Origin of the sequence: Ureibacillus manganicus DSM 26584 (genome assembly GCF_000772945.1) — a bacterium.
In the GTDB taxonomy this organism is placed as follows: Bacteria; Bacillota; Bacilli; order Bacillales_A; family Planococcaceae; genus Ureibacillus; species Ureibacillus manganicus.
In genome coordinates, this window is the sequence record NZ_JPVN01000003.1 from 13,226 (window position 1) to 25,912 (window position 12,687).

A 12,687-nucleotide genomic window follows, 5' to 3' on the forward strand; every position below is an offset into this window, starting at 1 on the left:
TAGTTATAGATCATTTTTCCATATCAATTGTCCATATCGTGTATCAATCCATATCAATTCACCAACACTACTAGCATCTAAAATCTTAGGTTGGTGTAAATATGATACTCAGATTCGGATATGTCTCTACTGCGCTTTCTTTATGGGAAGCATCTCCTTCTCGAACGTTAACCTTTACAAATTGGAAGAAACAAGACGAAGAAAGTAGGATGGAAAGATTATATTTTTTGACGGAGCAAAATTTAAAGAATACGCTACGAATTCTTCATTATAATATCGCACATGGGATCGAAGTTTATAGAATGTCATCTTCACTTGTCCCACTTGCTACCCATCCAGAGGTAATGTGGGATTTTACTACCCCATTTGCAAGTCTTTTTAAAGAGATAGGTGACTTGATACAACAACATCAATTAAGAGTAAGCTTTCATCCAAATCAATTTACATTGTTTACAAGCCCAAAGGAGCACATTACGAAGAATGCAATTATTGATATGACCTATCACTATAAGATGTTAGAAGCGATGGGTATAGAAAGTTCTGCGAATATGAATATTCATGTTGGTGGGACATACGGAGATAAAGCAAAAGCCATCGCTTCATTTAACGAAAACTTTGTGAAGCTTGATAAACATATTCGAATGCAAACAACACTTGAGAACGATGATAAAACTTATACTGCGGAAGAAACTTTGAAGATCTGTGAGCATCATGATGTTCCATTCGTTTTTGATTATCACCATCATTGGGCAAATTCTGGAGATGTAGATTTTGAAGAATTATTACCTCGAATATTTTCCACTTGGAAGCGTACAGGAAAAGTTCCAAAATTCCACTTATCCTCACCAAAATCAGAAAGCTTAATACGAGCACATGCAGATTATGTTGATTTAGATTTTGCTGTCCCTTTTATACAAGCGTTAAAGGATTATGGAGAATCAGCAGATATTATGATTGAGGCAAAAGCGAAAGACTACGCAGCTTTACAACTTGTAGAGGAGCTAGGGAAGATGCGCGGGTTTAAACGTGTTAATGGTGGTGCAATTGAAATATAAAGGTAAAGGTATAAATCCTCATAAATCAGAGGGGATATACCTTTTTTATTTTCTAGATAATAAGTAAGCAGATGAGTGTCTATTAAGTCCTTGAAAGTGTCTATTAATTATAATGAATTGTCTATTATTGGGACAAAGTTGTCTATTATCAGGACACCTGTCTATTATACGCACGAAAGTGTCTATTATCTCTAACTGAATTGTCTATTATCCGGATATAAATGTCTATTAACCAACCTTAGTTGTTCATTGGCCAAAAATATTGGGTAAAATAATGTAGATACAGCATATTATGTGGAGGTATTTAAATGAAAAGTGCAAGTCCTTATGTTTTTGTAGACAACTGTCTAGAAGTTATTGAATTTTATCGAAATATACTTGATGGATTAATTCAAAATGTTCAAGAGAGTGAAGATGGTAAATGTCTTCATGCTGAATTAGAAGTTGGAGCTAGCATTATTCATTTTTCAGATACTTTTGGTCAAACACAGCAAGGTGATAATGTTCGAATTTCTTTAGAATTCGATAGTGAAGAGGAAATTAGAAGGGTCTATCAATCACTCATTGTAGATGGGGAAATTACACATGAACTACAAGATACTCCTTGGGGTGCACTGCATGCAAACCTTGTCGATCAGTTTGGTATTGGTTGGCTATTAAGTTACCAAACATGATATGGTTAAAGTAAGAATTCGCAAGTGCGAGATAAAGGATATGAGTGACCATAATGAGTAAGTTTGAATGGAGAAAAGAATTAAAGGAGCTCTATTTACCTAAAAAACCGATGACAATTGAAGTTCCTGAAATGAAGTTTTTCACAATTGAAGGAAGTGGAAATCCAAATAGTGCTCCTTTTAAAGAACATGTAGAAATCCTATATGGATTGTCGTATGCCATACGAATGATGCCTAAAAAGGGAATGACTCCAGAGGGATATTTTGAATACACTGTTTTCCCTTTGGAAGGACATTGGGACTTAGATGAAGAAGGCAGGAAGCTAGACTATTTAAACAAAGACCACTTAGTCTATAAGTTAATGATTAGACAACCGGATTTTGTAACAGAGGATTTGTTTCAGTATGCATTAAATACTGTTAGACAAAAAAATCCATCTGCGAATTTAGATGCAGTTAAATTCGAGTCTATTACAGAAGGATTATGTGTCCAAGCAATGCATGTAGGTAGCTATGATGACGAGCCGAAAACTTTCGAGTTAATGGAAAGGTATTGTTCCGAAAATAATTTGCGAAGAGCAGAAAAAACACATAGAGAAATTTATATTTCTGATGCTAGAAAAACGCCACAGGAAAAATTAAAGACAGTACTGAGGTTTAAAGTTACAGAAGATAAGTGACATTAAAACAGAGATTTTTAATAAAGTAGCGACCTAACGAAAAGGTGTTAGGTCGCTTCTATTGTTTTCTATTGAATACTCTTTAATCTATTTTTACTAATAATCGCTTGGATCACAAAATATTCAATATCACCATCTAAAGCTTCCCAAACTGGTTTGAGCTTATCTGTATCTAGTTCAATCATTATGTCTAAAACCTTTTTCTCTATTTCTTCATCGAATATTTCATTCCAATTTATTTTATAACCTTCTTCAGAACTGCGAATGATATGGTTTTGAATGGTTACTTTAGAAAGATTTCTTTTTCCGGATATTTCGTCAATGCTAGTACCATCTATAAACATTTCATATGAAATCACATGACTTGGTTTATCATTTGTTTCTTTCGCCACTGTTTGCGTCATGTTTGTTTGTATAGATTTTTCAGGGACCGTTATTTCATTACCCGATACAAACTCTTTTATTTCATCAATAAATGCTTGCCCGTATTTTGCAAATTTACTTTGCCCTACTCCTTTAACTTGGAGCATGGAAGGTTCATCAATTGGGAAAAAGCGACACATTTCTTTTAATGTAGCATCTGAAAAAATAACAAAAGGCGGTACATTTTCTTTCTGAGCAAATTGTTTTCTCAGGCCTCGTAAAACTTCAAATAATTCTTCATTTTCTTCAACAGCACGAGCCTCTTTAACAGGTGTTTTACTCTTTTTCATCCAAACAGTCGTTTCACCTTTTAACACAGGAATGCTTTTTTCAGTTAATAATACAACTGGATATTTACCATCCGTTAATTGCATGTAATCTTCAGTTAGTAAGTAATTAATTGTATCAACAATTTCTTTTTCAGATTGGGAACGAAGTAAGCCATAAGTAGATAATTGGTCAAATCCGAGTTCTCGGATCCGTTTCTGATTGGAGCCTTTCAAAACTTGAGCAATTAATGTAGTACCGAACCGTTCACCCATTCGCTTGCAACAAGAAAAAATCATCTGAGCTTCTCGGGTAATTTCCACTTTTTCACGCGTATCTTTACAGCTACTACATTTTTTACATTTCATTTCTGTTTCGTTCGGGTCAAAATATTGAATGATATAGGATTGAAGACATTCTTCTGTATGGCAATACATAATCATTTGGTTCAGTTTATTATAATCCTGTTCGCGTATTTCTGGATCGAAAGTAGATTGTTCTATTAAAAACTTTTGTAACTGAATGTCCTGTTTAGAAAATAGTAGAATACATTCACTTTCATCACCGTCACGACCTGCGCGGCCTGCTTCCTGGTAGTAGGCTTCAAGATTCTTTGGTAAGTTGTAATGAAGAACAAATCGCACATTGGACTTATCGATTCCCATTCCGAAGGCATTTGTTGCTATCATAATTTGCTTTTCATCATAGACGAATTGTTCTTGTGCTTGTTTTCGCTCAAACTCTGAAAGCCCTGCATGATATTTTGCTACTGAAAAGCCTTGTAGTGATAAATAATTATATAGCCCATCTGTTTCTTTTCTACTTGAAGTATAAATGATTCCTGATTCCTTTGAATGCTCTTTTAAATAGGAAAGAATATAGTCTCGCTTATTGGCACCTTTGATAACATTGAAGCTTAAATTCTCACGAGCAAAGCCGTTTTTGAATGTATCTTGTTGACCTATATGTAATAGATTTCGAATCTCGTCTGCTACATTTTGTGTTGCTGTAGCAGTTAAGGCAACAATCATTGGTTGCTGATTTAATTTTTTTAAGGATGAAACGATGGACCTGTAACTTGGTCTAAAGTCGTGTCCCCATTGAGAGATACAGTGTGCTTCATCAAAAGCAATTAATGGAATTTGAATGGAATTTAATACATCAATAAAATAATCAGAATCAAAACGTTCAGGAGCAACATATACAAGTTTGTAGACACCGTGGCGTATATCATATAGACAATCTTGAAGTTCCTTTTGGGTTAATGAACTATTAATATATGTAGCTGGTATATCTGCGGCAGTAAGAGCATCAACTTGGTCTTTCATAAGAGATATGAGAGGGGAAATGACGATTGTCGTTCCTTGGAAAAGAAGTGCAGGTATTTGAAAACAGATTGATTTACCTCCGCCAGTTGGGAGAATTCCAAGCGTGTTCCGTTGATGTAATATATTATCGATTATTTCCGCTTGTCCACTTCGAAAATCAGTATAGCCGAAATATTGATTTAATAAGTTCTTTGCTTCATTGATCAAAGAAAAACCACCTCTTATTTACTATTGGTTTATAGTTAGTATAGAAGAGATATAGTACTTTTTCAATTGTATCTAATTCAATTAGAGATTGTAATATGGTTTGTCCGAATAAAATTAATAAGTACCATTACTTGTTATAATCAATTGTAATGAATGTTAGGGGGCTTTTATGATTAAAAAACTTTCTTCACATCAACATAAGCAGCCTTTCAAAGGGCCATTTACAATTACTCGTATTCAACCAGGTCGTATTTTGGGAGATGCGATTGACGATTTTGCTTTTGGTCCTTTGAGTATTATTGACCATGCTGTGATGAAAAAGGGATTAACGATAAAAATGCATGAACATGTGAACGATGAAATATTTAGCTATGTTTGGAAGGGAACTATGTATCACAGAGATTCAGCTGGTATTGAAAAGGCGGTGTCCCCTGGAAATTTGATGATGATGAATGCCGGCAAAAGTTTTTGACATGAAGAAAAGGTAAAACAAGATGAAGTTGAGATGCTTCAAATTTTTGTTCGACCTAGGGATACAAACCTTGAACCAATGATACAGTTTTATGAGAAGACTTCTTTGTCACACGGTTGGTATGTGGTGGTTGGCCCAGAAAATAGTGATGCGCCCCTTAAGGTAAGGCAAAATGTGTTTATACTAGATGCTCATCCCAAAAAGGGCGATCAGCTAAAGATACCTGATTATGACGGTATGCAACCATGTCAATGGCTGGTACAATTAGTGGGTTGTCGAAATAAGGAATAGTTTAAAAAGATGGTGGCTTGAATATTACAAATATGAATATAACCGGAATGATAGGCCCGTTTTATTAGACAACTTTTTTGAAAATGTAATGTACAGAAAGCTGTCTAAAAAAGCCTGTTATTAGACAGCTTTCGAAAAGTACTGTGTACTGTCGTGATTTATTATGGTTGTAAATATTTAGCGCCAGTCTCTCATATCCCTATTTATAATCACTGAAAACGTTCTAAAGAATAATTTAAAAATCTTACAATCTTTTTATCTTCCTTTATTTCAATACAATGGAGACCTAGATCTGCTGTAGGGAAGATCATACCACCCGTAATAGAATAGCCCAATAATATATTTAACAAGTGTGAAATAGTACCACCGTGACTCACAATTAATATTTGGTCGGAATCTTTATATTGCTCTAGTATTTCATAAATAGCTTCTTCTACACGGTGACGAAAGGCAAGTTCCGATTCACCTTCTTCAATTGCTTCTGTAAGTGGACGTCCATTTGGAGGCATTGGATACCTTTTTAATGCTTCTTCTCGTTTTAAACCAGCAAGGACGCCATTATTCCATTCAACCAATCTTTGATCATAAACTACTTGTGTACTAAGAGATTTAACAATATGTTCTGTTGTTTGTTTCGTTCTTGTCATAGTACTTGAAATAACAACATTTGGATTAAACTTGCTAGAAATGTACTGCGCCATTTTTTTAGCTTGTTTATGACCAGTCTCAGTCATTTCATAATCTGCTCGTCCTTCATGTACATTTAGGATGTCTGCCTCAGTTTGTCCATGTCTCAAAATTAATAGTAGCAAAAAAATACCTCCCCATTTCCCCAATTAGAAACTAATTTCCTATCGGTGTTGGTCGATTAGAATTTGGTTGCCATCTGGATCTTCAAGCGTGATATATTCAGGGCCTTCTGTTTCCGTATTTGCTTCTCTTGTTAGTGTAATCCCTTTTTCCAAAAGTTGTTTTTGTATCTCGCGGACATCTGTAAAAGGGTCAATGTTTTGAGCGTTTTGGTCCCACCCTGGGTTAAAAGTCAAAAGGTTCTTTTCAAACATTCCTTGGAAAAGGCCAATGACTGTGCTTCCATTTTTTAAAATCAGCCAATTATTTGCAATGTCTCCCCCAAGTGTTTCAAATCCTAATTTCTCGTAGAATGCTTTTGATGCATGAATATCCTTTACTGTTAAACTTACTGAAAATGCACCTAGTTCCATGCTATATTCCTCCATTTTAGTTAAGATCAAATCTTCAACAGTATTTCTAATATGAGTATAAATTAACAATTTTTGTTATACAACAGTTCTTTCTACTTGAATCGAGGATCTTTCTCCCAATAATATGTAAATATAATAGTGATTCTAAAGTTGGATTCTATTACAATGAGAATTGTAAAAAGTGTAAACGAAATGTTAATAGTCCGTTTCATTAATAGATAAACATAGTAAATTCAAACTGGAAAAGAAGGGATATGTATATATGAAAAAGAGAAATAAAATAATTATTTCTGTAGCATCAATTTTTGTTGTGCTTTTAGTAATTGTCTACTTTGCTGTAGGAAATTATTTTTATGAATATGCACTCGATGCAAACGATGACAAGGAATTTATGGACGACAATCCTCATTTAGAGGAAAGTATTGCAGTAAATGCACAAGTGGCTGAAGAAGCTGAGCTAGCAGATGCTAAGTTTAAGGAACAGTATCCATTAGAACCAATGACCATAGTTTCAAATGATAAACATAAATTAAAACTTGAAGCTGATTTATATGAAAATGAACAAGAGAGTAGCAAGTGGGCAATTGTTGTCCATGGGTATACAAGTAAAGCTGCGAAAATGACTCGCTATGTTCGTAACTTTCACGAGCAAGGGTATAATGTGCTAGCACCAGATCTTCGTGGGCATGGGGATAGTGAGGGAGATTATATTGGGATGGGTTGGCATGACCGCCTTGACTTACTCCAATGGATTGGTGAAGTGATCAAAAAAGATCCAAATGCAGAAATCGTGTTGTTTGGTGTATCGATGGGTGGGGCTACTGTTATGATGGCTTCAGGGGAAGAACTACCTTCGAATGTTAAAGTGATCGTAGAAGATTGTGGGTATTCATCTGTAAGTGAAGTATTTACATATCAATTAGACGATTTGTTTGGACTTCCAGAATTCCCAATTATAAATGCTGCTAGTACTGTTGCAAACTTCCGTGCAGGCTATGACTTATATGAGGCTTCAGCTGTGAAGCAGGTTGCAAAAAGTACAACACCAATGCTGTTTATTCATGGAGATGCAGATACATTTGTCCCTTATGAAATGTTAGATAAGGTATATGAAGCGGCAAATGTAGAGAAGGAAAAGTTAGTGATTGCAGAAGCAGGTCATGCAGATTCTGAGAAGGTTAATCCAGAACTTTATTGGAATACTGTATGGGGATTTGTTGATAAGTACATTCAATAGGAAGATTTTGCACCTATCTGTGAAGGCGGATAGGTGTTTTTTAGATTTGGCTCGTAGCTTACGGATTTGCTGCTTTAAGTATAAAATTTGTTCTATACAACATAGAACAGAGTTGTTATAATGTATCTAGAACAGATTTGTTCTAATTCCAATAGAACAGTTTTATTGAAATACAAATCAATCATCACAAGAAGTTGTTTAATTTAATAAATAATATGGAGTGAGAACGTATGGTATCCAAATATATTCATGTGAATGAGTTATACAAGTCGTTTGATCAGCAGGTAGTATTACAAAATGTAAATTTCCAGGTTAAAAAGGGAGAAATCATTGGGTTAATAGGTCCCAATGGTGCTGGTAAAACGACTTTTATTCGTATTTTGAATGGTGTAATAAAGGCGGATAGGGGCTCGATAGTGATTGCTGGGCTTGACCCTGTAAAAGATGGTGATGACATTCGAAAAAAGTCAGGTATTGTGACTGAAAGTGCAGGACTCTATCATCAAATGAGTGGCGAGGAAAATTTACGCTTTTTTAGTGATCTATATGGAGTGCAAAACAAAAATCGTATCATTGAATTGTTAATGTTATTTGATTTAATTGACCATAAAGATAAACAGGTTGGTAAATACAGCACAGGGATGAAAAAACGACTTGCACTAGCGAAAGCACTTCTTCATAAACCAGATATCCTTTTCTTAGATGAACCGACAAATGGCCTGGATCCAGATGGCATTAAGTTAGTTCTCTCCTATTTAAAAAAATATAATGAAGAAACCGGCACAACAATGATTATTTGTTCGCATGTACTACATCAATTAGAAACGGTTTGCCAATCATTTGCATTTATTGATCATGGAACGATAGTGGAACAGGGGACAGTACCAGAACTTGCACAGAAGTATATTGATGTTCTGAAGGTAGAAGTGGAAACTACTTTAAAACCAATTACACCTAAATATCAAGGTTATAACTATACAGTAGATGGAAATAAATTAATTTTTGAATTGCCATCAAAACAAGAAATCTCAAAGCTACTAAATGAAATTCTAAAGACAGATGAAGTGTTCTCTGTAACTACTCTAAATACTGATTTAGAATCAATTTACTTTAAAGTAAGGGAGAATGGTCATGATAAGTAAATCTATCATTCGAAAAGATATCATTGACATAACGAGAAGTAAAACGCTATTAACGACATTAATTATTATCCCTATCCTTTTTTCAGTTGTGTTTCCACTACTAATTGTTGGAAGTGCACTAATTTTTGATATAGAAAAAGTGACTGGTAATGATTTAAATATGATGTTAGACAAATTTGTAAGTGTGATGGATCCAGTGGTAGCGACCTATTCTGTGGAACAACAAATTGTTTATATTTTTATAAATTATCTACTTCCAACTTTCTTTTTACTTGTTCCAATTATCACAGCTATGACAGTCGCTGCAAACAGTTTTGTTGGTGAAAAGGAAAGAAGAACGTTAGAAAGCTTGTTGTTATCGCCTATTTCGATTAGAAATCTTTATTTAAGTAAAATAATAGCGTCAATTATTCCACCACTATTTGTTTCAATTATAAGTTTTGTAGTTTGTGGAGTGATTATTAATGCACTAGGATATCCTTTATTTAATACACTAATATTCCCTTCAACAAACTGGCTTGTTTTGATTAGCTGTCTGTCTCCAATGATTATTTTACTGGTTGTCCTTGTAAATATTTTAATTTCGTCGAAAGTTAAAACTTATCAAGAAGCTCAAAATATTGCGGGAGTTATTGTTCTTCCGATTGTTGCCTTAATCATTGGGCAAATCAGTGGTGTATTTCTGTTAGGTTTAGAATTGATTTTAATTATTTCTGCTGTATTACTAATTATTAATTTAATTATTTTGTTTAGAATTTCTAAACTAAATGACCGTTCTGCTTTATTTGAAAAACAAATTCATTAATCCTCAATGCCTATTCCTGTGACTTGGAATAGGCATTATTTTTTCAAAAAAATTCTCAAACAAAAAATTATTTTTACTAGAATAATATTTCATAATAAATAATAAATTTATGAGTAATGAATTAGTTAATATGTCATGGTACTAGTCTAAGTGAAATGGCAAAAGGCACATATAATACATACATTATTCATAAAGGAGGACATCTTTGAAAAGCTTTAAATTACTCTTTGTTTTCATTTTGTGCCTTGTATTTTTAACTGCTTGTCTACCAGGTGCAGGACCAGGTCCCGGTCCAGGCCCAGGTCCAGTTCCAGTTCCAGTTCCAGGCCCAGTAATTCCAGAAGAACCACAACATGCAGATGACGAATCAGTCTTTGGGGATTTTATCATTGAGAATGTTGGCTATGGTGTATTTGAGGGGAAAGAATATATATTTGGTGATGTAACAAATACTTCTACTAATAATACTTATGCTTGGGCGGAGGTTGAAATTGTTTTAGCTGATGATGACATGGACCATATACAATACGTTCATGTTAATACTGATCAACTAGGACCTGGCATGAGGTGGGAGTTTCTCGTTGCTTTACCAAACGTTAGCTTTAAATATTATTATATTCGTAATGTTTATGGATCTATTCAAGAGCAATTAAATAAGCTAAATGCCAAAAAGGACTTGGCGATAGTTGAACACACAGTCATTAATAATGGTACGAATTATCAAGTTGTAGGGACTGTTCAAAATATTACACAAAACCGATATGCATATGTTGATATACTTATTCATGTGTTTGATGAGGATAAGAATATTGTGGAACAATTACAGCCTTCAACAATTGATCTCGGTCCTAGTGGGATATGGAATTTTGAAGCTACCATTACTGCGCAAAATGCATCGAGCTATGAGATTATAGAAATTTACGGATATTAATTGAATGAGAAGATAAAAAACTTTCCTCCGATTCTTGGGGGTTTTTTATTTGGAAAAACTTCCACTTAATTTTACCAAAAAATGAATGATTCGTATGAAAAATGAATAGCATAAAATTAATGCTAATTTTTGGTGGACATGTTGTTTGCTACTTGGTCTTTTAGAACAATTGCATTACCCATGTCGAAGCTCTGAAATCTACGAAGTGGAGAGTCTTACAAACTATGAAATTTAGAAAAATTATAACGTTTTTAATAATTGTTATACTGCTATTATTAACGACGTTAATTTTTACTACATCAAAATATATAAATGAAAAATACGTTATTGATGAAATTCTCTATTATTTAATGAATGATATTGGTGGAATATCCGAGGGAATCGTTAAGTATTGGATAGGGGAAAATGTATTACCCTTTATTGTAATATTCTTGGTTATTGTAACACCACTCTTGGTATCATACTCTACTAGTAAAACTTTTAAAATTCGTATACGCAAAAAGAAAGTTCAATTTACTTTATTTCCACGTTCAAATAAATTCCGTATTACTTATTCATTGTTTATGTTAGCCCTATCCGCAGTTGTGGGTTTTTTCTTACTTGGAATTGATGAGTTTTTGAAAAGAACATTTGAAAATTCAATGTTTATAGAGGAGCATTATGTGGATGGAAGAAAAACGATGATACAATTTCCTGAAGCAAAACGTAATTTAATTCTCATTTATTTAGAGTCAATGGAAAATGCTTTAATAGATGAGAAAAATGGTGGGGGATGGCCATATAAGGTAATTCCTGAATTAGAAATCTTAGCACGGGATAATATAAATTTTTCTAACACAAATCAGATTGGTGGCGCCTATCCTATCAATAATACAGTTTGGACTGTTGCTGCAATGGTCGCAACTACATCAGGTTTACCACTTAAAATACCGATAGAAAGAAATAGTTATACTTCTTCTGAAAATTTTCTTAAAGGGGCTTATACATTAGGTGATGTGCTAAAAAAAGAGGGATATAACTTAAAGTTAATGGTAGGATCGGATGCGCAATTTGGTGGTCGTTTAAATTATTTCACAAATCATGGTGAATATGAAATCTATGATTATAACACCGCTATACAAGAAGGAAAAATGACAAAGGAAGATAAAGTGTGGTGGGGATTTGATGACAGTCATTTATTCACCTGGGCAAAAGATGAAATTTTAGAATTAGCAAATGAAAAAGAACCATTTAATTTTACTATTTTGACAGTAAATACACATTTTCCCGATGGTTACTTAGAAGAAAATGCAGAACGATTATATGATACACAATATGAAAATGTATATGCTCATTCCTCGAAACAAGTAGATGAATTTATTAGATGGTTAAAGCGACAAGACTTTTATGACAATACGACAGTTGTCCTAATTGGAGATCATTTAAGTATGCAAGACTCTGCTTACTACGAAGGAAAGTTAAATCCCGAATTTGTAAGAACAATTTACAATGCATTTTTGAATGTCCCTATTACACCTACAAAAGCAAACTATAGATTGTTTACATCACTTGATATGTATCCAACGATTCTTGCAAGTATTGGCGTTAGAATTGAAGGTGATCGCTTAGGACTTGGAACAAATCTATTTTCTAATAAGAGGACTTTAATTGAACAGTATGGCTTAAATTATGTTGATTTAGAGCTGAGTAAGAATTCACATTTTTATAATGAAGTGATATTAGATAACGATTATTTTGATTTAATTAAACAACGAAAAAAGGATTAAGGGGAAGCCATATTATTTTGGCTTCTTTTTTCGTGTCGAATGCTCAAGAGAAAGGAATGTTTGTAGGCGAAATTAATAGTTTCGTGTAACAATAGGTAGAATTTCATAGATAGGAAATAGGAACTTTTAAATATAGTTTAATAGAAATTATAAGAGTATAGTTAAGATAGAATGAGAACGAAATAG

The 12,687-nt window shown here is 33.7% G+C and carries 12 protein-coding genes; 9 read left to right on the plus strand and 3 right to left on the minus strand.

Translation table 11 applies throughout. The features are described 5' to 3' along the window. Positions 1 to 101 precede the first annotated feature (101 nt). The 3 genes from uvsE to CD29_RS02805 all read left to right on the plus strand — a co-directional run bounded on the left by uvsE (position 102) and on the right by CD29_RS02805 (position 2,409). Positions 102 to 1,055, plus strand: coding sequence for a UV DNA damage repair endonuclease UvsE (gene uvsE, locus CD29_RS02795; protein ID WP_036182629.1), 954 nt, complete (start codon positions 102 to 104; stop codon positions 1,053 to 1,055). Positions 1,056 to 1,363: 308 nt separating this feature from the next. Next, complete coding sequence (locus CD29_RS02800) at positions 1,364 to 1,729, plus strand: VOC family protein (protein ID WP_036182631.1); 366 nt, start codon at positions 1,364 to 1,366, stop codon at positions 1,727 to 1,729. Between the two features lie 53 nt (positions 1,730 to 1,782). Continuing rightward, positions 1,783 to 2,409: a GyrI-like domain-containing protein gene (locus CD29_RS02805; protein ID WP_036182633.1), complete on the plus strand. Its 627-nt coding sequence runs from the start codon at positions 1,783 to 1,785 to the stop codon at positions 2,407 to 2,409. 68 nt (positions 2,410 to 2,477) lie between these two features. Here the strand turns inward: CD29_RS02805 and recQ are convergent, their stop codons facing one another. Beyond that, a complete protein-coding gene (gene recQ, locus CD29_RS02810; RefSeq protein WP_036182634.1) occupies positions 2,478 to 4,634 on the minus strand; it encodes a DNA helicase RecQ in 2,157 nt (718 codons plus the stop codon). A gap of 169 nt (positions 4,635 to 4,803) precedes the next feature. On the opposite strand from recQ, the gene CD29_RS19530 reads away from it, so the two are divergent. Further along, the gene (locus CD29_RS19530) at positions 4,804 to 5,106 is read left to right on the plus strand and encodes a pirin family protein (RefSeq protein WP_052123969.1); all 303 of its coding nucleotides are present in this window, start codon (positions 4,804 to 4,806) and stop codon (positions 5,104 to 5,106) included. Positions 5,107 to 5,606: 500 nt separating this feature from the next. Here CD29_RS19530 and CD29_RS02820 read toward each other — a convergent pair whose 3' ends face one another. Next, positions 5,607 to 6,209: a histidine phosphatase family protein gene (locus tag CD29_RS02820; protein WP_036182635.1), complete on the minus strand. Its 603-nt coding sequence runs from the start codon at positions 6,207 to 6,209 to the stop codon at positions 5,607 to 5,609. Between the two features lie 39 nt (positions 6,210 to 6,248). Beyond that, on the minus strand, positions 6,249 to 6,620 hold the full coding sequence (locus tag CD29_RS02825; RefSeq protein WP_036182637.1) for a VOC family protein: 372 nt from the start codon (positions 6,618 to 6,620) through the stop codon (positions 6,249 to 6,251). A 262-nt stretch (positions 6,621 to 6,882) separates the two neighbouring features. On the opposite strand from CD29_RS02825, the gene CD29_RS02830 reads away from it, so the two are divergent. The 5 genes from CD29_RS02830 (at position 6,883) to CD29_RS02850 (ending at position 12,501) form a co-directional block, all read left to right on the plus strand. Continuing rightward, positions 6,883 to 7,857 carry an alpha/beta hydrolase gene (locus CD29_RS02830; RefSeq protein ID WP_036182639.1) on the plus strand — a complete coding sequence of 325 codons (975 nt, stop codon included), beginning with the start codon at positions 6,883 to 6,885 and terminating at the stop codon, positions 7,855 to 7,857. Positions 7,858 to 8,087: 230 nt separating this feature from the next. Beyond that, the gene (locus CD29_RS02835) at positions 8,088 to 8,999 is read left to right on the plus strand and encodes an ABC transporter ATP-binding protein (RefSeq protein WP_036182641.1); all 912 of its coding nucleotides are present in this window, start codon (positions 8,088 to 8,090) and stop codon (positions 8,997 to 8,999) included. Beyond that, a complete protein-coding gene (locus tag CD29_RS02840) occupies positions 8,989 to 9,804 on the plus strand; it encodes an ABC transporter permease subunit (protein ID WP_036182643.1) in 816 nt (271 codons plus the stop codon). The genes CD29_RS02835 and CD29_RS02840 overlap by 11 nt, the downstream gene beginning before the upstream one ends. 205 nt (positions 9,805 to 10,009) lie before the next feature. After that, a complete protein-coding gene (locus tag CD29_RS20410) occupies positions 10,010 to 10,735 on the plus strand; it encodes an FxLYD domain-containing protein (protein ID WP_036182645.1) in 726 nt (241 codons plus the stop codon). Positions 10,736 to 10,959: 224 nt separating this feature from the next. Beyond that, the gene (locus CD29_RS02850) at positions 10,960 to 12,501 is read left to right on the plus strand and encodes an LTA synthase family protein (protein ID WP_052123971.1); all 1,542 of its coding nucleotides are present in this window, start codon (positions 10,960 to 10,962) and stop codon (positions 12,499 to 12,501) included. Positions 12,502 to 12,687: the final 186 nt, after the last annotated feature.

What these genes read in the sequence shown, in the direction of transcription:
- uvsE (WP_036182629.1), top strand. Translation starts at nt 102, where the DNA reads ATGATACTCAGATTCGGATATGTCTCTACTGCGCTTTCTTTATGGGAA.
- CD29_RS02800 (WP_036182631.1), top strand. Translation starts at nt 1,364, where the DNA reads ATGAAAAGTGCAAGTCCTTATGTTTTTGTAGACAACTGTCTAGAAGTT.
- CD29_RS02805 (WP_036182633.1), top strand. Translation starts at nt 1,783, where the DNA reads ATGAGTAAGTTTGAATGGAGAAAAGAATTAAAGGAGCTCTATTTACCT.
- CD29_RS19530 (WP_052123969.1), top strand. Translation starts at nt 4,804, where the DNA reads ATGATTAAAAAACTTTCTTCACATCAACATAAGCAGCCTTTCAAAGGG.
- CD29_RS02825 (WP_036182637.1), bottom strand. Translation starts at nt 6,620, where the DNA reads ATGGAACTAGGTGCATTTTCAGTAAGTTTAACAGTAAAGGATATTCAT.
- CD29_RS02830 (WP_036182639.1), top strand. Translation starts at nt 6,883, where the DNA reads ATGAAAAAGAGAAATAAAATAATTATTTCTGTAGCATCAATTTTTGTT.
- CD29_RS02835 (WP_036182641.1), top strand. Translation starts at nt 8,088, where the DNA reads ATGGTATCCAAATATATTCATGTGAATGAGTTATACAAGTCGTTTGAT.
- CD29_RS02840 (WP_036182643.1), top strand. Translation starts at nt 8,989, where the DNA reads ATGATAAGTAAATCTATCATTCGAAAAGATATCATTGACATAACGAGA.
- CD29_RS02850 (WP_052123971.1), top strand. Translation starts at nt 10,960, where the DNA reads ATGAAATTTAGAAAAATTATAACGTTTTTAATAATTGTTATACTGCTA.